This window comes from Pseudomonas sp. S8 (genome assembly GCF_050473925.1).
Classification (GTDB): Bacteria; Pseudomonadota; Gammaproteobacteria; order Pseudomonadales; family Pseudomonadaceae; genus Aquipseudomonas; species Aquipseudomonas parakoreensis.
This window is the reverse complement of the sequence record NZ_JBFDVZ010000016.1, coordinates 1,662,666-1,688,802: the sequence shown is the minus strand read 5'-3', so window position 1 is coordinate 1,688,802 and position 26,137 is coordinate 1,662,666. Positions and strand designations below refer to the sequence as shown.

The window sequence follows — 26,137 nt, the reverse complement described above, 5'->3', positions numbered from 1 at the left end:
TATGGCCAAAGTCGTCAGTTACACCTGATAACCTCGGCCATTTGAGGGGGGCGCAGGAGGATTTCGCCACCTCTTCGTTCAGCCGCGATGGCTGACGGCTCCATTTCTCAAGACTCCACGAAGCCGCCGACCGCGCGCTCGACCATTACCTCTGTCCGCTCGGTTCCACACCACCCACACGTAAAACCCGTGGGATGTATGCCGTGACGGCGGACAACAAAACTGAAGAGCTGCTGGTCGATGCCAGTGAAACGCTCGCTTCAGCCAACACCCTCGCGCAGAACGTCGCCAGCTTGTTGCCGGTGTCGCAGCGTCATGCGCTGGCGGGGATTGCGCAGTTGATCATGCTCGGGGAGTTGGCGGTGAGTCGGGCGTTGGATAATTTGCAGTTGCAGGGGTGATGTAGGTGTCGGGGACACTTGGTGATTGATTGGGTGTTCGTTCTGGCGCCTTCGCGAGCAGGCTCGCTCCCACCGGGTTTGTGGTGGATGCGTAATTTGCGGACACCCAAAACCTGTAGACGCTGCTGTGAACTTGCCCACAAGGTTATGGGTTGGGCACGGACATTCGTGTTCGGCTAAATGAGGGAGGTGGTCGACCATCACCCTCGCGAGTGATGGTTTGAAGCACTACAAGTGTTAGATATTCGGGGAGTAGGAGAAGCCTTGCGAAGCTTCGGTATCGGTGAACGGCGTCACACGCGTTTTCTTGTTGAACAGGCCGTTTACGACTGAGCCAGGGAACATTTCGATGGAGTTGTTGAACAGTTCGACGTTGCGGTTGTAGATGGTGATGGCAGCGCCGACGTTTTCTTGTTGTTCGGCAATTTCACGCATCATGTTGTTCGCGGCTTCGGATGCTTTCAGGTCAGGGTAGGCCTCAAAAGCAATGCGCAAGCCACCCATCAGTTCCCGCGAGGCGGTTTCAACTTTCGTGAGGGCATTGCCGTCTGCTCCAGCAGGAAGGGCGTGGACCGCGCTGCGAAGGCCGGCGATTTTTTCGAGGAGGCTGGCTTCAAAGACCATGAAATCTGCGAGCACCTTTTGCAGCTGATCGAGAACTTTGGTCTTCTGGCGTTCATAAACGAGGACGTCCGACCAGGCACGTTGTACTCGGTTGTGTCCCCCAATAATGCCGTTGTAGATGCTGAAACCCGCGATGATTATGACTACAGCGATCACAGCGGAGAGGATGAGGGTAATGTCCATTGCTTACTTCTCTTGGCGGTTTGTTGGGAGCGAGGAGGTAAAGTTGTCATCGTGCAGCTCACTGAGTGCATGGCTCCATTGGAGCGCAGACATCAGGCGCGGCAGATCGACACCCGCAGATATTTCTGAGTAAAACCTTTTGGGTGTAGCCAGCGAATACTCAGTACCGAACGCGAATAGGTCGCTGCTCGCGAAGCTGAGGCAAAGCTTTCCACTTTCCGCGAACTCCAGGTTCGGACGATCGAGAATGTCGAATAGCTTCAGCAAGTGCAGCACCGTCGAAGGCTTGATAAATTTCGCACAGAGCATCTCGCTGCGACCGGTCAAACGGAACGCTTTATTGAAATCCGGCGAAGCCGTGTCCATGGGGTGCGAATAGTCGTTCTCTGACTGGTAATCAGATCTGACCGATATTCCGGTGACCCAAGGAAAGTCGATGACCAAACTGTACCGGTCATAGTGGTCGTACACCACTCGAGTCTCCGTTTTGGTATTGCCCTTCTCGTCGGTAACCGTGGTGCTCACCTCTCGTTTGTTGACATAGTGCAGTTGGCGGTACGTGTAAGGCAGGTTGCGCATCGTGCCGGTAAATACACCCCGTACCGACTCGACCAACTCGCGGCTGTAGTCGCCCCGGCGATAATCACCAAATTCCGTGTCCAGTTTCTTGAGGGTCGTGGCCGAGTCTTCACTCAGGAAGGTCAGTCCGTTGTCGAAGTAGGATGACAGTCGAGCAATTCTTTTACTGAGCGACGGCAACCGATCAGATGTGGTTTTCATCCATGCCAGACTCCAGACGGCAATCACGATGCCAAAAAAACCAGTGCCCATACCGAACGAGTCGGGATCAATTTCCAACCGGTAAAAGAACAAAGCGACGCTATAGATGCTCCCAAGCCAATAAAGAGCCACAGCGCTCGCGAGCAAGAACAGGCCAGTGCCGAAAAACCACCATGCGCGTGTGCGATCGAATTCGAGCGGGCCATCGTAAGAGACGAACTGATGGATCACCTTCAATAAGTCGGTGTTGGACTTAGCCCTGTCAATACTGGCTTCGCACATGCCCAGCAACTCATTTAATCTCGCGTTTTGCGATGTGTTTGCCATGTCAGGTATCCATGGATTCAGGGATGCCTGGTGCCGGAGCAACGGCCCGGATTGAGAGTTTGACTCTATTCATAATCTGTCAGAAACAATGAAAAGGAGTGGACAATACCATTGTCATGCGCTGACTGCTTCCGGCCGATACCATCCTCTGGAAATGATCGGACATTCGACAGGCAATCATCGTTAAGGCATTGCGCATTGAAGAAAAAGTAAATCCGCTCCCCGATGTTACGTCGGCCATTCTGGCGCCTTCGCGGGCAAGCCCGCTACCACAGGGTTATAAGTTGATCGCGGATATCGTATAAGAGGCTGAAACTTTTGGAGCTGGGCGGGTAGCGGTGGTTATGGCTGATGCGCTGTCTGTTGCCTGAGATATCTATGTAGGAGCTGCCGGAGGCTGCGATCTTTTGATTTTGATTTTAAAAAACAAGATCAAAAAATCGTCCGATCGCGGCCCGAGCCTTCGGCAGTTCCTACAGGGGGCGATTCGATAGGGTTTCCAGGCGGGCCAGGGGCGGGGCATCCTGGTTGCGGTCGAAGACCTGGATGCCGACCTTGAGCAATCGGCCATTTTCAGCCGCTGCGATTACCTGCTCACACCGCAACAACAACCGTCCCTGATCACAATCAACCGCTTTCACACCGGTCGGCAATCGGCCTTCAAGTTGCAACTCCGCCATGCGTGTCTGCGCCGCAATCATCGCCACCGACCGATCCCGTAAAACCCCGCTGCTCTGCGTCATCAACCCGGCCACGCGCACAGCCGCGGACATCGCCACGGCAATGATCGCCAGTGCCACCAGCACTTCAATCAGGGTGAATCCGTTTTCTCGGGAGCGCGTAGGCATAAATGGCCCAAAGCCAAAACACAGCCCTCGACCCTAACCCGCGTCCTTGACGGCTTGACGACGAAAGCTCCCGAGGATTTTCAACATCCCTGACATATCTTCTTGCAACACTGCGCGTCGAATCGAATCAAGCCAAGGGAATGTCGAGATGGATATCGCGCAGTTCAAACAGCCCGGACGACCGAGCCGGATGCCGCGTGGGCAGCAGGGTTTTACCCTGATCGAGATCATGGTGGTGGTGGTGATTCTCGGGATTCTGGCGGCGATGGTGGTGCCCAAGGTGCTGGATCGGCCGGATCAGGCGCGGGCCACGGCGGCGAAGCAGGATATTGGCGGTTTGATGCAGGCGCTGAAGTTGTATCGCCTCGATCACGGCACTTATCCAAGCATGACCCAGGGTCTGAAAGTGCTGGTGGAGCGGCCGGCGGATGCGAAGAACAGCAACTGGCGTTCGTACCTGGAGCGTCTGCCGAATGATCCGTGGGGTCGTCCTTATCAGTACCTCAACCCCGGCGCGAATGGTGAGATCGATATCTTTTCCCTCGGTGCCGACGGTCAGCCTGACGGCGACGGCGTGAATGCCGACATCGGTTCCTGGCAGCTGTAAGGCCGGCGATGAACAGCCAATCGAGCCAGCAGGGGATGGCGATCATCAGTGCGCTGTTGATTGCGGCAGTGGTCGCGGTGATTGCGGCGGGGATGTTGACCCGGCAGAGCGTTTCGACCCGCGCACTGGAGGCGGATCAGCATCGGGTGCAGGGGCGCTGGGTGTTGCACGGTGGTCTGGAGATCAGCCGGCAATTGCTCTGGGATGCGCGGCAGCGTGATCCGCTGACCCGGCTCGATCAGCCGTGGGCGCAGCGTTTGAATGCGCAAGGTTTCGAGGGGCGGCTGGAGGATGAGCAGGGTAAGTTCAACCTGCGCAATCTGGTGGCCAACGAGCGTATCGATGAGGCGCAGGTGCAGGCGTTTCAGCGGCTGTGCGCGTTGATCGGCATCAGCGCCGGGTTGAGTCAGCGCATCAGTCAGCGGGTGATCGGCTCTTATCCGTACCTGTTGAACCCGCAGATTGCCGAAAACACTACGAGCAAAAACGCCTTTGACAGTGGCCGCGCCACGTCGCCGAATGCGTCGCGCAAGCCACAGCATCCGAAGTTGCCGATGCTGCGCAGTGTCGATGATCTGCGCAGCGTCGAGGGTGTGAATGACGTGGTCATTGGCAAACTGGCGCCATACCTGACGGTGATCCCCGCGACCACCTGGCTCAATGGCAATACCGCCACCGCGCCAGTGTTGGCCGCGTATGTGCCGGGGTTGTCGCTGGAGCGGGCGCAGGCGCTGATCAATGAGCGCGACGCCGGGCGCTGGTTCATCAACCGTGGCGATTTCGTCAACCGCTTGCGCATGCCGAATCTGGAGCTGACCAGCGTCAAGGTCGGCATCACCAGTGACTGGTTTCGTCTGCGTGGCGAGGCACGGCGTGATCAGCGTCGGGTCAGTCTCGATGCGTTGCTGCACCGCAGCGAGGATCGTCTGCCGCAAGTGATCTGGTCGCGGGTGGGCGCATGAGCCAGTTGCGTGTGAGTTTGCCGCCACTGGCGCAGTTAAGTCTCGACAGTGAGATGGACTGCGCGTGGCTGGACCGTCAGGGGCAGGTCATTCGTGAACAGCGCCAGACCTTTAGCCAACTGGGGCAGTCACCCAAGCAGCCACCGCTCAGCGCTTATCTGCACCCGGCGGACAGCCTGTTGGCGAGCATCGACCTGCCACCGCTACCGGCGAACAAGACCGCAGCGGCGGTGCAATGCGCGGCGCAGGCCTTGATGCTCGGCGACTGCAATGACATGCACATCGCTCACAGTTCGCGGGATGAAGCGGGGCAGGTGCAGATTGCCTGGGCGCCGCGTCAGCGTTTGCAGCATCTGGGGGAATTGCTGAAGCAGTCCGGTCTGAATCTGCGCGGCTTGTACTCGGCGGCGTACCGCTTGCCGGTGCTGCCGGGCACGGTGGCTTGTCGGCAGGATGGCTATTTGTTACTGCGCGAAAGCGTGCAGGTGGCGCGGGTGCAGCCGCTGTTCGACGAGGCGATTGGCGATTGGCTGCTGACCTGCGGTACGCCGCTGCACTGGATCGGTTCCACGCCACCGCCGGATGCGCAATTGCCGATGGCCGAGGCGCAACGCTGGACCGGGCCGTTACCCGGTTGGGGCCTGCACGGCGCGGTGCAACAGCAGCGTAGCGAGCATCGCGGTTGGGGCCGGGCGCTGGGGCTGTGCGCCTTGGCGGTGGCGGTGTGGGTGATCGGCTTGAACCTGTATGCCGCTCGCGAAGCCAGTCAGGGCCAGCAGCTCAAGGCGCAGATGGCGCAGCGGGTGAAGCAGGCCTTTCCCGAGTTGCCGGTGATCCTCAATCCGCTGCAGCAGGCGCGTCAGCAATTGGCGGCGCGGCAGAAGGGCGCGGCGGAGGACCCGGCGCAGCCGTTCAATCGGCTGGTGTTGCAGGCCGGCAGCGGCATGCCGTTCATGGCCGGTACGGTCGAGCGCCTGACGTTTGTCGACGGCACCTTGCAGTTGAGTCTGCTGGCCGATGCCCGGCGCAGCGCCAATGACAAGGACAAGGATTGGCAAGCCACATTGGCCCAGGTCGGGATCAGTGCGACGGCTGACGATGAAGGCTGGCTGCTGCGCCCGAGCGACGAAGTCACCACCCCCGACGACAGCGCTGACGACAGCGGAGCAGAAGATGAATAAGGCATCGCTCGCGGTTTATCGCGCCCGTTGGCAGCGTTTCAGCGCGCAACTTCAGGCGCGTTGGCAAGCGCTGGCCCTGCGCGAAAAACGCATGGTCGGCGGCATGGCGGTGGTGCTGCTGTCGCTGTTGGTGTGGGTCGCATTGATTCAGCCGCCGCTGAAAAAAATCACTTACTGGCAAAGCGAAACGCCGAAGTTGCGTGCGCAGGCCGAAGCCCTTGAAGTGCTGCTGCGCGAGGTCAGCGTGCGCCCCGAAGGGCAAAGCTTGGCGCAGTCTCTTGAGCAAACGCTGCAGGCCAGCGGCCTGGCCGGGCACTATCAATTGCAGGCCGGGGAGACTGGCGCGTGGCAGTTGACGTTCGACGCGGCGCCAGCCGATGCGCTGCTCGACTGGCTGCTGAGCACTCCGGCACAACTTTCTCTGCAAGTGGTCGAGGCCCGTCTGCAACGCGCCGACAACGCTTCGACCGAAGTCACTGCCGGCACATTGTCAGGCACCGTTCGCATGGATCAGGCGCTGGGCGCTAAGGAAGCTTCATGAAGGGGTCAGGATCCAAACCGGCACGTCTGGCGTTGCCGATGCTGCTGATGGCGTTGAGCGCGTGCAGCAACACCACCACGCCGCCGAATCAGCCGCCGTTGCTGGTGGACAGCGAACTTGGCCGCCCATTGGCCAACACCCAACGCAGCGGTGATGCGCTGCTCGATCGGCAACGCGCCCAGGCTCAAACCGCGCCGCAACCCCGGCAACTGCACAACATCACCGAACGCGCACGCAGTGGCGGCGCCCCACGCGGCAGCACACTGCCGAGCAATCCGCTGGGCGATCAACCGGTGACGCTGAATTTTGTCGACGCCGATATTCAGGCGGTGGTGCGCGCGTTATCGCGTTCCACCGGTCAGCAGTTTCTGGTCGACCCTCGGGTCAAGGGCAGCCTGACGCTGGTCTCGGAAGGTCAGGTGCCGGCACGCCAGGCCTACGACATGCTGCTCGCGGCGTTGCGCATGCAGGGTTTCAGCGTGGTCGATGTCGGCGGCGTCGCCCAGGTGGTGCCGGAGGCCGATGCGAAACTGCTCGGCGGCCCGATCTACAGTGCCGACAAACCCGCCGGCAACGGCATGCTCACCCGCACCTTTCGCCTGCAATACGAGAACGCGGTGAACCTGATTCCGGTGCTGCGCCCGATCGTCTCGCCGAACAATCCGATCAATGCCTACCCAGGCAACAACACCATCGTCGTCACCGATTACGCCGAGAACCTCACGCGCGTCGCCCAGTTGATCCAGACCATCGACACCCCGAGCGCGATCGACACCGACGTGGTGCAGATCCAGAACGGCATCGCTGCCGACATCGCGCCGATGGTCGCCGATCTGCTCGACGCGCCGGGCAACGACCCGACGCAGAAAATCGCGGTGATCGGCGACCCGCGTTCCAACACCATCATCATCCGCGCCGGCAGCCCCGAGCGCACCGAGCTGGCGCGCAACCTGATCTACAAACTCGACAACGCGCAGAGCAATCCGAGCAATCTGCATGTGGTGTATCTGCGTAACGCGCAAGCGGCGAAACTGGCGCAGGCCTTGCGCGGGCTGCTGACTGGCGAGAGCGACAGCGGCACCAGCGACAGTGCGCGCTCGGTGCTCAGTGCCATGGGTAGCAATGGCAACAACAATGGCGGATCGGGTGCGCAGAGCGGCACGCAAACCAGTGGCAACACCTCGACCACGTCGAGCACTGGCAGCACAGGTGGCAGTTATGCGCAGGGCAGCAGTTCGACCGGCAGCGGCGGCAATCAGGCCAGCGAGCAGAACGTTGCGTTCAGCGCTGGCGGGGTGACGATTCAGGCTGACGCCACCACCAATACGTTGCTGATTTCCGCGCCGGAGCCGTTGTATCGCAACCTGCGCGAGGTCATCGATTTGCTCGACCAGCGCCGTGCGCAAGTGGTGATCGAGAGCCTGATTGTTGAGGTCGGCGAGGACGATGCCAGCGAATTCGGTGTGCAGTGGCAGACCGGCAATCTCGGCGGTAAAGGTGTGATTGGCGGGGCGAATCTTGGTGGTTCGGGGATCAACCTCAACGGCAAGACCAGCCTCGATGTGCTGCCGCAGGGTTTGAACCTCGGCTACGTCAACGGCACGGTCGATATCCCCGGCATCGGCAAGATTCTCGACCTGAAAGTGCTGGCCCGGGCGCTGAAGAGCAAGGGCGGCACCAACGTGCTGTCGACGCCGAATCTGCTGACCCTCGATAACGAGGCGGCGAGTATTTTTGTCGGCCAGACCATTCCGTTTGTCAGCGGCAGTTACGTCACTGGCGGCGGGGGCACCAGCAACAATCCGTTCCAGACCGTGACCCGTGAAGAGGTGGGCTTGAAGCTGAATGTGCGGCCGCAAATTTCCGAGGGCGGCACGGTCAAGCTCGATATCTATCAGGAAGTCAGCAGCATCGACGAACGTGCTTCAGTCAGCGCGCGAGCGGCGGGGATCGTCACCAACAAGCGCGCAATCGACACCAGTATCCTGCTCGACGACGGCCAGATCATGGTCCTCGGCGGCTTGCTGCAGGACGGCTACAGCCAGAGCAATGAAGCGGTGCCTTGGCTGGGAACATTGCCGGGAATCGGTGCGCTGTTTCGCAACGAGCGCCGGGCGATCAGCAAGACCAACCTGATGGTGTTCCTGCGCCCGTACATCATTCGCGACAGCGAAGCGGGTCGCAGCATCACCCTCAACCGCTACGACTTCATGCGCCGCGCCCAGGGCGGCCTGCAACCGGAACGCAGCTGGGCAATGCCGGACATGCAGGCGCCGCAGTTGCCGACGGCGGCGCAGGGTGTTCCGGCGGTGGTGCCGGGGACGGGGCCGAGGGCGACGATCAAGGCTGTGCCGATTGAAGGGAGCACACGCTTTTGAACAGAGTCCTCAATATGAGAAGTAACCCTGTAGTGAGGGGATTTATCCCCGATGGGCAGCGAAGCGGCCCCAAAACCTATGCACGCGGTCAATCAGATGGATTCGGATGTCAGGTTTCGGGGCTGCTGCGATGCCCATCGGGGATAAATCCCCTCACCACAAGAATTCCCCTCACCATAGAGAGCCGGGGCGACGCTGGACCTGTAGGAGCTGCCGCAGGCTGCGATCTTTTGATCTTTAAACGCAAAAGATCGCAGCCTGCGGCAGCTCCTACACGGGATTGTATTGTCATGGGGGGAGGGTGTAGATGAGTGCATTGCCCTACGCCTGGGCCAAGGCCCAGCGCATTCTGTTGTGCGACGGCGTGCTGACCGTTTGCCCATCGACGCCGGGCTGGTCGATCAACGAGGTGCGGCGCCAGTTCGGTGAAACCTCGCTCAGGCGCGTGCGCGACGACGAACTCGACGGTCTGCTCGCCTCCGCCTATGCCGACACCGGCAGCGCCGCCGCTGTGGTCGGTGCGGCAGAAAACGAAGTCGACCTCGACCGCCTGATGCAGGACATGCCGGAAATCACCGACCTGCTCGACACTCAGGACGGCGCGCCGGTGATCCGCATGATCAACGCCTTGCTCACTCAAGCCGCGCGCGATGAGGCCAGCGACATTCATATCGAACCGTTCGAAACCCATTCGGTGGTGCGCTATCGGGTCGATGGCACCCTGCGCGACGTGGTCTCGCCGCGCAAGGCATTGCACGGTGCGCTGGTGTCGCGGATCAAGATCATGGCCCAGCTCGACATCGCCGAAAAACGCTTGCCGCAGGACGGCCGTATCGCGCTGCGGGTGGCCGGGCGGCCGATTGATATTCGCGTTTCCACGGTGCCCACCGGGCATGGCGAGCGCGTGGTGATGCGCTTGCTCGACAAACAGGCCGGGCGCCTGCATCTGGAAACCCTCGGCATGGACGCGCAGGTGCTGGCCAAACTCGATCAGCTGATCCGCCAGCCCCACGGCATCGTGCTGGTCACCGGCCCCACCGGCAGCGGCAAGACCACCAGCCTCTACGCCGCGCTGGCGCGACTGGACGCCAGCACCAGCAACATCCTCACCGTCGAAGACCCGGTGGAATACGACCTGCCGGGGATCAGCCAGATTCAGGTCAACGCCAAGATCGACATGACCTTCGCCCTGGCGCTGCGGGCAATCCTGCGGCAAGACCCGGACATCATCATGATCGGCGAGATCCGCGACCTGGAAACTGCCCAAATCGCCGTGCAGGCCTCGCTCACCGGGCACCTGGTGCTGGCGACCTTGCACACCAACGATGCGGTGTCGGCGGTCAACCGCTTGATCGACATGGGCGTCGAGCCGTTTCTGCTGGCCTCGTCGATGCTCGGTGTACTGGCGCAACGCTTGGTGCGACGGCTGTGCAATCAGTGCAAGCAGGAAGACCCGGCGGCACCGGGCACGTGGCGGCCAGTGGGCTGCGCCGCCTGCAACCACACCGGCTACAGCGGACGCACCGGCATCCACGAATTGTTCTGCATCGACGACGACATCCGCACCCTGATTCATCAAGGGGCAGGGGAGCAGGCCTTGCGCGCGGCAGCGGCCAAGGCCGGGATGTTCAGCCTGCGCGAGGACGGCGAGCGCTGGATTCGCAGCGGCGCCACCGCTCCTGAAGAAATCCTCCGTGTGACCCGAGACGCCTGATGAATCGCTATCGTTTTGAAGCCGCCGACTCTACCGGCAAGATCGAGTCCGGGCACCTGGAGGCGGACAGCCAGGGCGCGGCATTCGGCGTGTTGCGCAGTCGTGGATTGACCGCGTTGTCGGTGCACAAGGAAAGCAACGTCGCCCAGCATGGCGGCGGCAGTGGCTTGTTCAGTGCGCGGATGTCGGACAACGACCTGGCCTGGGCCACCCGGCAACTGGCGAGCCTGCTCGGTGCCAGCCTGCCGCTGGAGGCGGCGCTCAGCGCGACGGTGGAGCAGGCCGAGAAAAAACACATCGCCCACACGCTCAGCGCGGTGCGCGCCGACGTGCGCAGCGGCATGCGTCTGGCCGAGTCATTGGCCGCGCGGCCACGCGACTTTCCAGAGATCTACCGCGCGTTGATCGCTGCGGGGGAGGAGTCTGGCGATCTGGCGCAGGTCATGGAGCGGTTGGCGGATTACATCGAAGAACGCAACAACCTGCGCGGCAAGATTCTCACCGCGTTTATCTATCCCGGTGTGGTCGGGCTGGTGTCGATCGGCATCGTGATCTTTCTGCTGAGTTACGTGGTGCCGCAGGTGGTCAGTGCGTTTTCCCAGGCGCGGCAGGACTTGCCGGGGCTGACCTTGGCGATGCTCTCCGCCAGTGATTTCATTCGCGCATGGGGCTGGTTGTGTGCGGCGCTGATCGCGGGGGCATTCTGGAGCTGGCGCCTGTACCTGCGCAATCCGGCGGCGCGCTTGAGTTGGCATCATCGGGTGTTGAAACTGCCGCTGATCGGACGGTTCGTGTTGGGCCTGAACACCGCACGGTTCGCCTCGACCCTGGCGATTCTCGGCGGTGCCGGGGTGCCGTTGTTGCGGGCGCTGGAGGCGGCGCGGCAGACGCTATCCAATGATCGGCTCAGCCTGAGTGTCAGCGACGCCACGGCCAAGGTTCGCGAAGGGGTCAACCTGGCGGCGGCGTTGCGGGTGGAAAACGTGTTTCCGCCGGTGCTGATTCACCTGATCGCCAGCGGCGAGAAAACCGGCGCGCTGCCGCCGATGCTCGAACGTGCGGCGCAGACCCTGTCGCGCGATATCGAACGGCGGGCAATGGGCATGACCGCGTTGCTCGAACCGCTGATGATTGTGGTGATGGGTGGGGTAGTGCTGGTGATTGTGATGGCAGTGTTGTTGCCGATCATCGAGATCAACCAGTTGGTGCAATAACCCCCTGTAGGAGCTGCCGAAGGCTGCGATCTTTTGATCTTGATCTTGATCTTGAAAAGCAGAAGCAAAATCAAAAGATCGCAGCCTTCGGCAGCTCCTACAGAGAATGGAGTAAGCACCATCCACCTGTGGGAGCTGGCTTGCCTGCGATAGGGCCATGCAGAACAACAAATAACTCAGACTTTTTTACCAGGACTTCAGCATCACCCGAGCCTCAAAAGAACCATCCTCGGGTTCTCCTTTCTGTCATCTGCAACCACCCCGCAACGGCTGCAGCCAGTTTCAGCCAAACCCACGATCCAGACGCCGCGCAATCCCCCGCAAACACCCGAGAAAACCCCCTGAAATACCCCGCGCAGCTCCCGAGGTTTTTTCCTTTATCTGTCACCGGAAACTGCGAATTTCTCACTGCGACTTAACCCCGGGCCCGCTTGCAAAGGTCAGCGGTGAGTCTTCCCAGTGTCATGCAAGTCCCCTGAAAACCTGTGTTCACAACCATCGTTGAAAAGGAGATTCTTCATGTTCAAGCGCACTCTGATCGCCGCTTCCCTGACCGTCGCCGCCCTGGCTTCCGCCCAGGCCATGGCCGTTACCGGTGGCGGCGCCACGCTGCCAGCCGCTCTGTACAAAGGTTCGGCCGACAGCATCCTGCCTGCCAACTTCAGCTACGCCGCCGTGGGTAGCGGTGCCGGCAAGACCGCTTTCCTGACCAACAACCCGGCCGGCTTCAGCACCACCGGCACCGTGCATTTCGCCGGTAGCGACTCGATCCTCAGCGCTTCGGAAATCAGCACCTACAACACCACGTACGGCGCTTCGTACGGCCCGCTGATTCAACTGCCGTCGGTGGCCACTTCGGTTGCCATCCCGTACAAAAAAGCCGGCCAGACCGCGCTGAACCTGACCAGCGTTCAACTGTGCGATGCGTTCTCCGGTGCCAAAACCACTTGGGGCCAGTTGCTCGGCACCACTGACACCACACCGATTCGCGTTGTTTACCGCAACGTTTCCAGCGGCACTTCGGAAATCCTCAGCCGTCACTTGAACTCGGTCTGCCCGACTCAGTTCGCCACCAACTCCACCTTCACCAACGCGCGTCTGCCAGCCGGTTCGGCACTGCCGTCGAACTGGGTCGGCGTCGCCAACACTGCCGATGTCGCCACCGCCGTGAACGCGGTTGACGGTTCGATCGGTTATGTCGGTCCGGACGGTGTCGACGCTACCAGCAACGCTGTTGTTGCTCGCGTCAACGGCGTTCAGCCAACGTCGCTCAACGTCACCCTGGCACTGTCGTCGGTGTCGGCTCCTTCGACCCCGGCCCAGGCTGCAAACCCTGCCAACTGGTCGCCCGTGGTGGCTAACCCGGCTTCGGGTTACAAACTGGCTGCCTACACCAACTTCATCTTCGGTCAGTGCTACAAGGATGCAACCGTGGCCGCGGCCGTCAAAGCCTTCCTGACTCAGCACTACAGCAACCCGGGCAACAACACTGCGACTCAGGCCCACAAGTTCGTCGCCGTGCCTAACGCCTGGAAAACCGCGGTCACCGCCAACTTCATCACCAACACTTCGGGCAACAACCTGGACATCAACAACGCCAGCGTCTGCAACGCTATCGGTCGTCCTTTGTAAGCTCGCGCGGTCGTAACGCCGATGACGGCAACCTTGGGGTTGCCGTCATTTTTTTTGGCTCGAATACACGCCGAACATGAAGTTTGTGTGACATCCGTTCGGTCGCGCCCTCCGCCAACGGCCTATGTCGTAACAGCAGGTTTTTGCAGGCCTGCGGCATCTTTGGCAACCAAAGTGTGGCAATCAAAAAGGATCTCGTAGTGATGCTCGCTCGCCCATCCCGTCGTCGTACCCACGTTCAGTCCTTCCAGCGTGATGCCGTGGAGCCGGCGCTGTGGCTGCTCAAGCCGTTGGCGCACGCGGTGGCGTTGTGTCTGGTGGCGGGCAGTGCGCAGGCGCAGACGGCGTTCAGTTCGAGCTGGTTTGCCGCCAAGGGTGCAGCGCAGCAGGCCGCAGCGGCGCGTCCGAGCGTGGGTGGCTTGCCGGGGATGACACCGCCATTGGCCCAACAGCAAAAAGCCAATGCGCAGTTGCAGCGTTCGATTCAGACCTTGAATAACACGGTTGCCGCGATTGCTGCGCAACAGGCGGCACAGGCGGCCGGACGCACGGCGGCGTTGGGCACGGTACAGTTTGTACCGGACGGTCTGGGCGAGGGCGGTTTGAAAGTCGATAACAGCCTGACCCAGGGTTGGCAGAACGCCAAGGGCCCGCAACAGACCCGGGCCGACGGCAAGACAACGGTGAAGATCGAGCAGACCGCCGACAAGGCGATCCTCAACTGGGAAACCTTCAACGTCGGCCGCAACACCACCGTTGAATTCGCCCAGCAGTCGAACTGGGCGGTGCTCAACCGGGTCAACGATCCGAATGCCCGGGCCAGCCAGATTCAGGGCCAGATCAAGGCCGACGGCACGGTGATGCTGATCAACCGCAACGGCATCGTCTTCAGCGGCGGCAGTCAGATCAACGTGCGCAACCTGGTGGCAGCAGCGGCGAATATCACCGATATCCAGTTCCGCGATCGGGGTCTGTATTTCGACAGCAGCGCCACCCAGCCGACCTTCACCGATGCCGCCGGCAAAGTGTCGGTGGAACGCGGTGCCTCCATCGACACCCATAAGCCGGCATCGTCTACCGCTGCCGGGGGTTATGCCTTGCTGCTCGGCAGCGACGTACAGAACGACGGCAGCATCAGCACCACCAAGGGCCAGACCGTGCTCGCCGCTGGTGATCGTTTCTACATCCGCAAGGGCTCGGGCACCGAAGGCAATGCGCTGTCGACCACCTTCGGCAGCGAAGTCATTCCGGGCTTCAAGACCGGTGCCGTTGCGGGCAAAGTCACTAACAACGGACTGATCCAGTCTGCCACGGGCGACATCACTCTGACCGGTCACGAGGTGGTGCAAAATGGCGTATTGCTCGCCAGCACGTCAGTGGCGACGCGGGGCACTATTCACCTGACCAACCCGAACAGCGACAGCAGCGGCAGCGTCACGCTGGGGCAGGGCAGCGCCACGGCCGTCATGCTCGACAGCAGTGACCTGACGGCCCTCGACAGCCAACGTCAGGCCGCGCTGACGGGCGTCACGGCCAATAACCGGATCCGTGGCGATCAGTCACGCGTCGAGATTCAGAGCGGCGGCAGTGTCGAGTTCCAGAGCGGTTCGATCACCCTGGCCACCGGCGGCCAGGTTGCGGTCAATGCACAACGCCGCAGCCTGGTGCGCGACGGTGCAATGATCGATGTGTCCGGTGCCCTCGGCGTCAAAGTGGCGATGGAAAACAACAGCATCAAGATCAACGTGCAAGGCAACGAGCAGCGCGATGCCTCGGTCAACCGCGAGAAAGGCGCGCTCAACAGCAATGACATCTGGGTCGATGTGCGCGAGCTGGTGTATGTGCCGGCCGGCACCAACGGCTACGCCACGGATCGCTGGTACACGGCGGGCGGTTTGCTCGAAGTCGGTGGTTATCTCGGCACTCAGGGCCACAGCGTCGGCGAATGGATGGCTCAGGGCGGCACGGTGAGTTTTGCCGGCAACGACGTGGTGACTGAAAAGGGTTCGCTGATCAACCTGTCCGGCGGCACCCTGGATGTGCAGAGCGGCGAGATCCGCCAGAGCTGGCTGCGTGGCGCCGACGGCAAGTTGTATGAAGTGTCGCGCGCGCCGGGGGACTTGCTCTACACCGGCCTGTACAAAGGTTATGAAGACAGCAGCCAACGCTGGGGCCAGACCAGTTATTACTACAGCCCGCTGATTGCCCCGCGCTTGCGTTTCGAGTCGGGCTACACCGTCGGTCGTGACGCCGGACAACTGGTGATCGCCACGGCCAACGCCGTGCTCGACGGGCAAATGATCGGCGAGGTGTATCAGGGCGAACGGCAGAGCCAGGCGCCGAAACCGCTGCTCGACGGCTATCAGCAGAGTCAGACCGCGTTGGCCCGGCGTGCGCAGTTGATCGTCGGCAGTTACGACCCGACCTTCGTCGCGGCGTCGAATGGCCTGCTCTACACCCTCAATCCATTGCTCGATCAGGTGCAGATCGGTGGCGCGCCTCCGGTTGCCGGCAACGATCTGGACTTGACCGGCGTAGTGCCCGGTGCCCGCAAGGGCAAGCTGTATCTCGATAACGATCAGCTCAACGGATTCCGTCTCGGTGCACTGAAGGTATCTGCCAAGGATCAGATCGCCGTCGACGATGCGCTCACGGTCGATAACGGTGGCGACATCACCCTGTACGCCCCGGATGTGCAGGTCGGCGCCGACCTGACCGCGCGTGGCGGCAGCCTGCGTCTGGGCAATGTGCTCAATCAGTTTCTCAGTAGCGATACCGCTGATACTCGGCTCACGGCGAAGGTCGGCAAGGCGACGCAAGTCACTGTGGCCGAAGGCGTGCAACTCGATACCCGTGGTGTATGGAGCAACCTGCGCAGCAACCCGGACGACGGTGCGAGCCTGGCGTCTCTCAATGGTGGCCTGATATCGATCCGCAGCAGCGGCGATATCGACCTTGGCGCGGGCAGCCTGCTCGATGTGTCCTCCGGCGGCGCTGTGCTGGCCAACGGCAAGACCCGGGGTGGCAAGGGCGGGGACCTGACGCTGGAATCCAGTGCGATTTCGGCGCCCGGTGAAACCCACCTGAACCTTGCGGGCGGTCTGCGGGGCTACGGTGTCACGGGCGGCGGCACGCTGACGGTGCAGGCCAACAAGATTCTCATCGGTCAGACCGACAAGGCGCTGGCCGACAATACCCTGCAGCTGTCTGCCGATCTGTTGCGCAAGGGCTTTTCCGCCTACAACCTGATTGGCCTGAATGGGCTGGACGTTGCTGAAGGTACGGCGATCGATGTGCTCATGCCGGTGTACCGTTTCGCCGATGCCGCGCCGAATCAGGTCAGTGGTGTTGATCCGCAAACGGCGCTGGAGCTGTGGACACCGACGCTGTTCCAGGAAAACCCGACCAAGGGCGTACTGACTCAACGCGCCGGCGCCAGCCTGACACTGCAAGGTGGCGCGACGCTGGTCGGGCTGATAGACGCCGCCAACAGCACCTTGACCCTGGGCCGCGGTTCGCGGATCAGCGTCGATCCGGGGCAGAGCATCAAACTGCGCGGTGCCGGGCAGATCACCGTGGAAGGTGAACTGAATGCCTGGGGTGGTGCGATTGATATCCGTCAGCAACAGTTTGGTTCGAACAAACCGGCGACCGCCATTGTCGTGGCCGATCCGAGCGCACATGACCGCTCCATCTGGATCGGTGAACAGGCTGTGCTGGATGTCTCCGGACGCGCCACTACGGCAGTCGATGCGCTGGGCCGCACTTACGGGCAGGTCGGCAAGGGCGGCAGCATCATCATCGGCGGTGAAATCGATGCGAAACTGGCTACAGCCACGGCCGCCGATGCCTATGTGATCGTGCGTCAGGGCGCCCGGCTGGACGCTTCCGGCAGCGAGGCCGTTGTGGATATCGCCGGCCAGGGACCGACCCGCGTTGCGACGGATGGCGGGCGGATCAGCCTGAGTTCCTACAACGGCCTGTTTGTTGAGGGCAACCTGCGTGCAGCGGCGGGCGGTGTCGGGGCTGCCGGCGGTCGTCTGGACATTGCGCTTGAAACACCGCTGTACGTTGACTCGGCAAGCAATGCCGTGCGGGCGCCGCGAGAGATGATCATTGGCCAGGCGCCGACGGACAAACCGCTCGCGCCGGATCTGCGTCCGGGCGAGGGCGCCGCTGACCTGCGCTACGGTCAGACGCGCTTGAGCGCAGACAGCCTGATGGCGGGCGGCTTCGATAACCTGAGTCTGTTGAGCAACGGTTTGCTGTCGTTTGACGGCGACGTCAATCTGCACATGAACCAGAGCCTGACGCTGTACGCCGGAGCGCTGTCGCTGGCCGAAACTTCCGCAAATACGACTCGCGTCGATTTGAGCGCGCCGTACCTGCGTCTGTCCGGCGTCGGCACTTATCACGCCGGCTTCGGCCTGATACGGCCGCGATTGACCAATAATCCGACGACACAGCTGTCGGACGCGACCTTCAGCGCGTCAGCGGACTTGCTGGACGTGAGCAATGGCCTGTCGTTCGGTACACAGGGTTCGATCCTGCAACTTGGCGCGCCCGCGGTTGCGTATGGCCGACGGGCATTTGGTCAGGTGAGCCTCGACAGTCGTGGCGATCTGCGTTTCCTCGCGCCCAATGACGGTGCCGAAAAAACCCGGCTGTGGACGCCGGGTGACTTGAACCTCGGTGCTGCACAAATCTATCCCGCCAGTGACGTCCAGGCTGAAGTGCGCGTTGGCTATCAGGGTGCCGTTGCGGCGTCCGACCATACGCTGCGGATCAGCAGCCACGGTGCGGCACCCGCTGAGGTGCCGTACTCGGTCTTCGGCAATCTGAGTTTTTCCGCGGCGTACATCGAGCAGGGCGGGGTGGTGCGGGCCCCGCTGGGCAAGATTGTTCTGGGTGACGATTTGCAGACCACCAGTCATGAGGTTCGACTGCTGTCGGGCAGCACCACGTCGGTCAGCGGCGCCGGTCTGGTCATGCCATACGGTGGCACTACGGACGGCATCGATTATCTCTACAACGGTAAATCCGTGGTGTTGAACGGCATCACGGGCGATAAAAACGGCGTGGCGATCGGTGGGCAATACATCGAAGTGCAGAACGGTGCGCTGATCGATCTGTCCGGCGGTGGCGATCTTCGCGGCGCCGGTTTCATTTCCGGGCGCGGCGGCTCTACCGATGCGCGCTTCAATCCGCTGGTGCGCAATGCCACCGATGGCACCTTCAGTCTGCCGGGGCTGGTGAGTAATCCGGTCTACGCCATCGTGCCGGGCAATCAGAGCCGTTACGCGCCGATCCTGGCCGAAGCCGGAGCGGTCGATCCGCGCATCGGCCAGCAGGTCACTATTGGCGCCGGCGTGCCGGGGCTGGCGGCGGGGACATACACGCTGCTGCCGTCCACCTTTGCCTTGTTGCCGGGCGCATTCCGGGTCGAGGTCAACGGTCAGGCGACGCCAGCTGCGACGACGGCAGCGTTGCAGCTACGCAACGGTTCGTGGACCGGCAGCGGGCAGATGTCGATTGCCAATACCGGACTGCGCGACAGTCTGGCCAGTCAGGTGATCCTGACGTCGGCTGACGTGCTGCGCCGTTACTCGCAGTACAACGAAACCTCGTTCACCCAGTTCATCCGCAGCGATGCCGCCCGGCGTGGCGTGCCCCGTGCGTTGGCGCCAATGGACGGCAAGGTGCTCGATCTGCGCCTGAGCACGGGTGGCAAGCAAGAGACTGCGTTGCAGTTCGATGGGCGAGCGCTGTTTGATGCCGCCGAGGGTGGGCTGATCGGCACGGCGGCGCTACGCGGCGGTTACGCCGGCGCCGAGTTTGAGGTGCTCGGTACGGGGCGTGCGCCGACGCCGGGTTTCAGTGGCGTGTCGGTGTACGCCGACACGCTGAACAACTTCAATGCCGGACGTCTGACGCTCGGTGCGCTGACGGAGGTGATTTACAACACGACCGGCAACATCATCAAGTTCGTGGGGACCTCCAGCAACATCACGCTGCGCGAAGGGGCCATCCTGTCAGCGCCGGAAGTCGTGCTGCGCACCACCTCGACCAACGGTGGCATCACGGTCGAAGCGGGCGCCGGGATCAACACCCTGGGGCGTGGCAATGTGGCCTTCGATTCAACGTCCGGCTACCTCTACCAGCCTGAAGCCTCGAGCCTGTTGGTCGTATCCAACGGCTGGACCCATGTGCTGGCGCCGGCAGCGGCCAGCGGCATCAGCGGCGCGGGCAGCATCCGGATTGGCGTGTGTGCCTCGTCACCCTGCAACGATCCGGCGCTGCTCTATTCGAACGGCAGTATTACGGCGGCGACGGACAATCAGTTCGAACTGGGTGAAGCAGTACGTTTCGGCACGCGCCGACTGGCACTGGCAGTGGGCTCGGTCAACGCCGGCAGCGCCGATGCGCTGGCGGCGGCCGGCGGTCGCGTACCGGCCGGTCTGACCCTTAACCAGAACGTGCTCGACCGCCTGCTGCGCGGCGACACCCAATATGGCGCGCCGGCTCTGGAAACCCTGAGCCTGACCACTCGCGACACCTTCAATTTCTTCGGCAGCGTCAGCCTCGACACGATCGATCCACAGACCGGCCAGAGCAAACTGCAGAATCTGGTGCTGGTCACTCCGGCGATCTACGGTCTGGGCGATGCCAACGATGTGGCGAGTATCCGCACCGCCAACTTGGTCTGGAACGGCGCGACGCAAAGTGCTGGCAGCGTCATCACCGGTGGCGCCGGTACGGGCAGCGGCACACTGGACATTCAGGCCCAGCGGATCGAGCTGGGTTACGGCCCGATGCCTCAGGCCAGCGGGCTGGATCAGAACAATCGTCTGGCGCTGGGTTTTGCCAACGTCAACCTCAGCGCCAGCGAGCGCATCACCGCCAATCACAAGGGCAGCCTGGCGGTTTATCAGGAGCAGGGCGCTTACGATCCGCTCAAGGGTTACAGCTACAGCGGCGGCAATCTGAACCTGCGCACGCCGTTGCTCACCGGTGAAGCAGCTTCGGTCAGCCTGCTGAAGGCCGGCAACAGCCTGACGCTCAGCGGCGGCGGAACTGCCGGGTTGGCGAATGCCTTGGGTGCGGAGTTGAATCTTGAAGCCCGCGACATCGTGCTGGACAGCCGTATTGCCTTGGCCAGCGGCAAGTTGACCGTCAAGTCCGAGGGCGATTTGACGCTGGGCACTCGTGCCGTGCTGGACATGGCCGGGCGGACCTTGCCGTTCAACGATGTCAGCAAATACAGCTGGGGCGGCGACGTCTCGCTGTACAGCGCCAACGGCAATATCCGTCAGGCTGCGGGCTCGCGGATCGACCTGTCGGCGAAGAACAATCAGGCCGGTAATCTCAGCGTCGTCGCACTGGCCGATGCGGCCGGGACGGTCGATCTGCAAGGCGAGATTGCCGGCGGCAGCAGCGGTTATTACGACGCCGGCGGCACGTTGGTGCCGTACAAGGCCGGTGGCGTGGACATTCGCGCGCAGCGCCTGGGTGGTGACGCCACCGAGCAGTTCGCCGCATTCAATCAGCGCTTGAATGCCGGGCAGGTTTACGGCAGCCGCAGCCTGCAGCTCAAACAAGGCAACCTGATGATCGGCGACGGTCTCAAGGCCGGTGAAGTCAATGTCTCGGTGGACAATGGCAGCCTGACGGTGGCCGGTCTGATCGATGCCAGTGGCGAGCGTGTCGGCAGCATTCGCCTGTCGGCGAAAAATGGCCTGACCCTGGCGGGCAGCAGCGTGCTCGATGCCCATGGTCGCGTGCTGCGCGTCGACAGCTACGGCAAGATCATCGATGCGCCGAACCGCGCCACGGTCGAACTGAATTCCGGCGATGGCTTGCTCACGCTGGGCAGCGGCGCGCGCATCGACCTGCGCCACGGCACCGATGCCGTGCCCGGTTTCCTCGCCGGGCAACACGATGGAGTGCTGCGCGGTACGCTGGAGCTGAACGCGCCGCGACTGGGCAGCAATGACATCGCCATCGACGCCAGCGGTGCGTTGACCATTCAGGGGGCTCGCTCCATCGGGCTCAATGGTTTGCGCCGCTATACCGATGCCCGCGATGGCGTCGATCCGGCGGTCAGTGGCCGACCATATCAGGTGATTGATCAGGCCATGCTCGAACGCATTCACGGCGACAGCAATGATTTTATCAACGGCGCACTGGGCAACAACGATCTGTTGCAACGCAAACTCGCCGGGCTGAATAACGCCACTTACGCCGACGCCTTCCATCTGCGCCCGGGCGTGGAAATCGCCAGCAAGACTGCCGACGGTGATCTGGTGGTGGAGGGCGATCTGGACCTTTCGGGTTATCGCTATGCCAGTCTCAATTCGCACACGCAGCTGAACCCCGCCGTATATGGTTCCGGGGAAGCAGGCAGCCTGGTGATTCGTGCCGGTGGCAACCTCGATATTTACGGCAGCATCAATGACGGCTTCGCGCCGCCACCGGAAACCCAGGATGACGCCGGGTGGAAACTGATTGCCGGTGTGCAGCCGTTCGGTGGCGATCTGATCGTGCCGGGCAGTGGTGTTTCGCTGGCTGAAGGGACACAGTTCCCGATCGGCGTCACGCTCAATTATGACGTGACCCTTCAGGGCGCGGTGTTGGCCAGCGGCACGTTGCTGCCGACTCAGGCAGTGTTGGCTGAGGCGTATACCTTCAGCGCCGGCACCGTGCTGGCGGGGGCGATTCACGACAGCAACGGTCATCTGCTGTACGCCGCCGGTACGCTGCTCAGCGACAGCGTGACGTTGCCTGCCGACACTCGCCTGGGTGCCGGGATCCGTTTGAACAAGGCCACCGCCCTGCAAGCGATGAACTGGCCCAAGGGTGTGCCGTTGCCCAGCGTTTACGATGCAGACCTGACTACGTTCTCCGGGGTGAAATTAAAGGGCGAAGTGGCCTTGTTGCGCGGTTCGCTGATTCCGTCGATGACCGATGTGAAGCTCGCCGAAGGCACTTCGCTGATCGAGTTGCGCCCGTTCAACGGCACACAACAGGGCAAGAACTGGGCGCTGGCCAGCATGCTGCCGTCGGGCAGTGCTTCCTGGTCGATGCGCGTGGTGGCGGGTGCAGATCTTGCTGCGGCCGACAGCCGTGCGGTCAAACCGCTGACCCCTGAAGGCAATCTGCGGCTGGCGGACAGTCATTACGGCGTCAACATCACCACGGCGGCGGGCAAGCTGGTCTGGGCTCCGGATAATCCCTTCTTTACTCCCTACGAGCCGGTCCCTGATGACATGCTCGAGTACTGCCAGCAAATTGCCGATTTGTGCGTACCCATGGCCCGGTGGGTCTGGGCGCCAGGCAGCGGAATGGGGCCGGACTACGAACCGGTTCCCGAGGAGGCTCAATTCATTTGTGATCTGCAGCCAGAGCTGTGCATCGGCAACAATCCCGGGAAAACGGCCAAGGCCCATATGCAGATGTTCAGTGTTCTGCGCACCGGCACGGGTGATCTCGACCTGATCGCCGCAGGCAATCTGAGCATGGATTCGCCGTTCGGCGTGTACACCGCCGGCACCCAGTCAGCGAATATCGACCCGCTCTATAACCAACCGCGCGGGCATCTTTCGGATAACAATTCGGTGATGGGCACGGCCGGTGCCGCTTATGAAAAATGGGTCGACGGCGGTAGCGACAGCCTCTATCAGGCCTGGTATCCGCAGATGGGGGGCAACCTGACAATCAATGCCGGCGGGTCGGTTTCGGGTGACTCGGTAGGCACGAAAGCGCAATCGACAGCGGCTGGGTTCCGCGAACAGATCGCCAGTGCGTCAGTGGGCAACTGGTTGTGGCGCCAAGGCACGGGCAACCCGGATGTGCCCACAGCGTGGTGGATCAACTTTGGCAGTTACGCTACTCGGTTGATGACGCCTGACGCCAATACCGAACCGTACCTGGTGGGCTTCACCGGATTCGGCACCCTGGGCGGCGGCAACATCAGCCTGCGTGCCGGTGGCGACGCCGGGATGCTCAGACCGTTGGGCGATGCGGTCAATTATCCGCGCAGCCAAGGGCTGATCGTTGCCGTGGGCAGCACCGGGCGTGTCGCCGACGATGGCAGCGTGCAGATGACCGGCGGTGGCGATATGGACATTCGCATCGGCGGCGCATTCAACCCATCGCTGCAAGCGCGGGCCGGGGATAACGGGACTCAGCCGCCGAGGCACGACCTGCAAGGCGCACTGATCAACTTGCGCGGTGCGGCGCAATTGACGGGTGGGGCGCTGGGCGGCATCAATCTGCAATACGGTGCCAGCTCGCAGTTGCATGATGTCCGTGAAACCCGACCGCTGGATCCGTTCACCTCGACGACCAGCAACGCCTCCGGTGGCCTGGTGCTGATTCCCGGAGACGCCGGCATGAGTCTCAGCACCCGTGGTGATCTGGTATTGGGCGGGGCGGCCGATCCCGGTCGTGTGAGCCAATTCAACGCCACGCCACTGCTCGATAGCGACGCTAATATCCTTACCGGCGGCACCCTGAGCGGCTTCTCACTGTGGACCGATCACACCGCCATCGATCTGTTTTCCGCCGGCGGCAATCTCACGCCCAGCACTCAGTTGGCGCAGGTCGATGGGAGTCTGTCTCCCGTGAGCGGCACCAATACCTCGCCCACCGATGGTCGTTTTGTCTACCCGGCGATTCTTCGGGCCGTTGCCGCTCAAGGTTCGATTTATGCGGGGCCATCAGCGGCTTACGGGGTCGGCAATGCTGCGCCGAAAACCGCGTACTCCCTGCTTTTGGCGCCTTCTCCATCCGGACAACTCGAACTGTTGGCGGGCGATTCCATCTATGCCGGCGGCTACGCAATCAATCAGTCCGGTGCCAGCCCGCTGGCCATCGCCACCCCGTTCAGGCCGTCATTCCTCGCCTTTTCCAGCAATAACCCCAACAAGCCACTCAACAGCAACTACGGCAGTGACGGTGTTAAACCGGATGGTAATTCGCGTTACCCATTGTTCGCTTTTGGTCCCGACAGCTATTCCGGTTTGAGTGATGTGCAGGGGCCCGCACGGTTCTATGCCCTGACCGGCGATCTGGTAGGGATACGCAGTGGCGAGACGTTGAGTTTCGATACCTCGAAACGCACTTGGTACGAAGCAGCAGGCCCTGTCTGGATGATTGCCGGACGTGACATCGTGGCATCCGGAACCCACCTGGGCCAACCGACAGCCGTGCAGCCCGAGGAAATGGGCGTCGGTCAGGAGGGCATTACCTCGACCGGCAACCTGTTCGTTCATAACAATCCGCGAGATATATCGCGGGTGTCGGCGGGTCGCGACATTCTCTACAGCAGCTTCGATATCGCCGGCCCTGGCACGCTGGATATCAATGCCGGGCGCAACATCCTGATGGAAAATCGCGCCAGCATTACCAGTCTTGGCGCGATAGTGGCCGGGGATAAGCGACCCGGTGCCAGCGTGGTATTGCAGGCGGGCACGGGCGCACAGGGGCCGGATTACACAAGGTTCATCGCGCGTTACCTGAACCCGCAGAATCTTGCCAATCCGAATGCCACTCTCAACGGTCAGCCGGGCAAAGTGGTCAAGACCTACCTCGACGAGTTGCGGAGCTGGCTGACCCTCGGCTACGGCTTCAGCGGCAACGCAGAGCAGGCACAGGCGTTCTACGCCGCGCTACCAAGTGCCGAGCAGGCGATCTTCGCTCGCCAGGTGTACTTCGCCGAACTGCGCGCCGGCGGCCTGGAATACAACGACGCCGACGGCCCGCGCAAGGGCAGTTATCTGCGCGGTCGCAACGCCATCGCCGCACTGTTCCCGAGCACCGATGTGGCGGGCAATCCGCTCCGTTACGACGGTGACATCACGCTGTATGGCGGCGCCGGGGTCAAAACCCTGTTCGGCGGCGATATCCAGATGCTCACGCCGGGCGGCGCTCAGGTGTTCGGCATCGAAGGCGCAGCACCACCGTCCACCGCCGGGATCATCACCCAGGGCTCGGGCAACATTCAGCTGTATTCGCAGGGCGGCATTCTGCTGGGGCAGAGCCGGATCATGACCACCTTCGGCGGCTCAATCCTCGGTTGGTCGGCCGAGGGCGACATCAACGCCGGTCGTGGCTCGAAAACCACCGTGGTCTACACCCCGCCGAAACGGGTTTACGACACTTGGGGCAACGTGACCCTGTCGCCTTCGGTGCCGAGCACCGGTGCGGGTATCGCCACCCTTAACCCGATTGCCGAAGTGGCACCTGGCGACATCGACCTGATCGCGCCGCTGGGCACCATCGACGCCGGGGAGGCGGGGATTCGTGTCTCGGGCAACGTCAACATCGCCGCGCTGACGGTGGTCAACGCTGCCAACATCTCGGTGCAGGGCAAGGCGACGGGTGTGCCAGTTGTGTCGGCGGTGAACACCGGGGCGATCACCTCGGCAAGCTCCGCTGCCTCTTCAGCCACCCAGGCCGCTGAAGACGTGGCCCGTCAGCAGCAGGCAGCAGCGCGGCAGAATCAGGCGTCGGTGTTCACCGTGCAGGTGCTGAGTTTCGGTAACGAGCAACTGGCGCCGACCCGCGATGGCGCCAGTCGTGCGCCGGCCAGCGGATACAACCCGAACAGCCCGGTGCAGGTGCTGGGCGCCGGGGTGCTGGATGAACAGGCGAAACAGCAGCTGACCGAGGAGGAACGGGGGCAGCTGACGTTGTAAAGGACTCTCGTGTAGTACTTTGGGCGACCGGTTGGTCGCCCTTTTTT

The 26,137-nt window shown here is 62.1% G+C and carries 12 protein-coding genes and 1 pseudogene; 10 read left to right on the top strand and 3 right to left on the bottom strand.

Annotation, left to right across the window (positions count from 1 at the left end):
• Positions 1–110 precede the first annotated feature (110 nt).
• Positions 111–401: pseudogene (locus AB1J88_RS08760) on the top strand (DUF6124 family protein); the annotation flags it as partial.
• A 237-nt stretch (positions 402–638) separates the two neighbouring features.
• Here the strand turns inward: AB1J88_RS08760 and AB1J88_RS08755 are convergent.
• From AB1J88_RS08755 to gspI, 3 genes are all read right to left on the bottom strand, one after another.
• Positions 639–1,208, bottom strand: coding sequence for a LemA family protein (locus AB1J88_RS08755; protein ID WP_430290818.1), 570 nt, complete (start codon positions 1,206–1,208; stop codon positions 639–641).
• Positions 1,209–1,211: 3 nt separating this feature from the next.
• The gene (locus tag AB1J88_RS08750) at positions 1,212–2,315 is read right to left on the bottom strand and encodes a hypothetical protein (protein WP_430290816.1); all 1,104 of its coding nucleotides are present in this window, start codon (positions 2,313–2,315) and stop codon (positions 1,212–1,214) included.
• Positions 2,316–2,788: 473 nt separating this feature from the next.
• Complete coding sequence (gene gspI / locus AB1J88_RS08745; RefSeq protein ID WP_430290815.1) at positions 2,789–3,163, bottom strand: type II secretion system minor pseudopilin GspI; 375 nt, start codon at positions 3,161–3,163, stop codon at positions 2,789–2,791.
• A 148-nt stretch (positions 3,164–3,311) separates the two neighbouring features.
• Between gspI and gspG the strand changes: the two genes are divergently transcribed.
• The 9 genes from gspG (at position 3,312) to AB1J88_RS08700 (ending at position 26,090) form a co-directional block, all read left to right on the top strand.
• Positions 3,312–3,770: a type II secretion system major pseudopilin GspG gene (gspG, locus tag AB1J88_RS08740; protein WP_041062388.1), complete on the top strand. Its 459-nt coding sequence runs from the start codon at positions 3,312–3,314 to the stop codon at positions 3,768–3,770.
• Between the two features lie 8 nt (positions 3,771–3,778).
• Positions 3,779–4,732 carry a type II secretion system minor pseudopilin GspK gene (gspK, locus tag AB1J88_RS08735; protein WP_430290813.1) on the top strand — a complete coding sequence of 318 codons (954 nt, stop codon included), beginning with the start codon at positions 3,779–3,781 and terminating at the stop codon, positions 4,730–4,732.
• A complete protein-coding gene (gspL, locus tag AB1J88_RS08730; RefSeq protein WP_430290811.1) occupies positions 4,729–5,913 on the top strand; it encodes a type II secretion system protein GspL in 1,185 nt (394 codons plus the stop codon). The genes gspK and gspL overlap by 4 nt, the downstream gene beginning before the upstream one ends.
• Positions 5,906–6,454, top strand: a complete 549-nt coding sequence (gene gspM, locus AB1J88_RS08725; protein WP_430290809.1) for a type II secretion system protein GspM — start codon at positions 5,906–5,908, stop codon at positions 6,452–6,454. Before gspL ends, gspM begins: the two co-directional genes overlap by 8 nt.
• Positions 6,451–8,832 carry a type II secretion system secretin GspD gene (gene gspD / locus AB1J88_RS08720; RefSeq protein WP_430290807.1) on the top strand — a complete coding sequence of 794 codons (2,382 nt, stop codon included), beginning with the start codon at positions 6,451–6,453 and terminating at the stop codon, positions 8,830–8,832. The genes gspM and gspD overlap by 4 nt, the downstream gene beginning before the upstream one ends.
• 307 nt (positions 8,833–9,139) lie before the next feature.
• Positions 9,140–10,546 (top strand): type II secretion system ATPase GspE, encoded by a 1,407-nt coding sequence (gspE, locus tag AB1J88_RS08715; protein WP_222014841.1) that lies wholly within the window; start codon positions 9,140–9,142, stop codon positions 10,544–10,546.
• Positions 10,546–11,760, top strand: a complete 1,215-nt coding sequence (gene gspF / locus AB1J88_RS08710) for a type II secretion system inner membrane protein GspF (protein WP_430290805.1) — start codon at positions 10,546–10,548, stop codon at positions 11,758–11,760. The genes gspE and gspF overlap by 1 nt, the downstream gene beginning before the upstream one ends.
• Positions 11,761–12,279: 519 nt before the next feature.
• Positions 12,280–13,392 carry a substrate-binding domain-containing protein gene (locus AB1J88_RS08705; protein ID WP_430290803.1) on the top strand — a complete coding sequence of 371 codons (1,113 nt, stop codon included), beginning with the start codon at positions 12,280–12,282 and terminating at the stop codon, positions 13,390–13,392.
• Positions 13,393–13,595: 203 nt separating this feature from the next.
• Positions 13,596–26,090 (top strand): filamentous haemagglutinin family protein, encoded by a 12,495-nt coding sequence (locus tag AB1J88_RS08700; protein WP_430290801.1) that lies wholly within the window; start codon positions 13,596–13,598, stop codon positions 26,088–26,090.
• Positions 26,091–26,137: the final 47 nt, after the last annotated feature.

Excerpts from the sequence above, each read along its gene's own strand:
- AB1J88_RS08755 (WP_430290818.1), bottom strand. The coding sequence starts at position 1,208 with ATGGACATTACCCTCATCCTCTCCGCTGTGATCGCTGTAGTCATAATC.
- gspL (WP_430290811.1), top strand. The coding sequence starts at position 4,729 with ATGAGCCAGTTGCGTGTGAGTTTGCCGCCACTGGCGCAGTTAAGTCTC.
- AB1J88_RS08705 (WP_430290803.1), top strand. The coding sequence starts at position 12,280 with ATGTTCAAGCGCACTCTGATCGCCGCTTCCCTGACCGTCGCCGCCCTG.
- gspG (WP_041062388.1), top strand. The coding sequence starts at position 3,312 with ATGGATATCGCGCAGTTCAAACAGCCCGGACGACCGAGCCGGATGCCG.
- gspF (WP_430290805.1), top strand. The coding sequence starts at position 10,546 with ATGAATCGCTATCGTTTTGAAGCCGCCGACTCTACCGGCAAGATCGAG.
- gspK (WP_430290813.1), top strand. The coding sequence starts at position 3,779 with ATGAACAGCCAATCGAGCCAGCAGGGGATGGCGATCATCAGTGCGCTG.
- gspI (WP_430290815.1), bottom strand. The coding sequence starts at position 3,163 with ATGCCTACGCGCTCCCGAGAAAACGGATTCACCCTGATTGAAGTGCTG.
- gspE (WP_222014841.1), top strand. The coding sequence starts at position 9,140 with ATGAGTGCATTGCCCTACGCCTGGGCCAAGGCCCAGCGCATTCTGTTG.
- AB1J88_RS08750 (WP_430290816.1), bottom strand. The coding sequence starts at position 2,315 with ATGGCAAACACATCGCAAAACGCGAGATTAAATGAGTTGCTGGGCATG.
- gspM (WP_430290809.1), top strand. The coding sequence starts at position 5,906 with ATGAATAAGGCATCGCTCGCGGTTTATCGCGCCCGTTGGCAGCGTTTC.
- gspD (WP_430290807.1), top strand. The coding sequence starts at position 6,451 with ATGAAGGGGTCAGGATCCAAACCGGCACGTCTGGCGTTGCCGATGCTG.
- AB1J88_RS08700 (WP_430290801.1), top strand. The coding sequence starts at position 13,596 with ATGCTCGCTCGCCCATCCCGTCGTCGTACCCACGTTCAGTCCTTCCAG.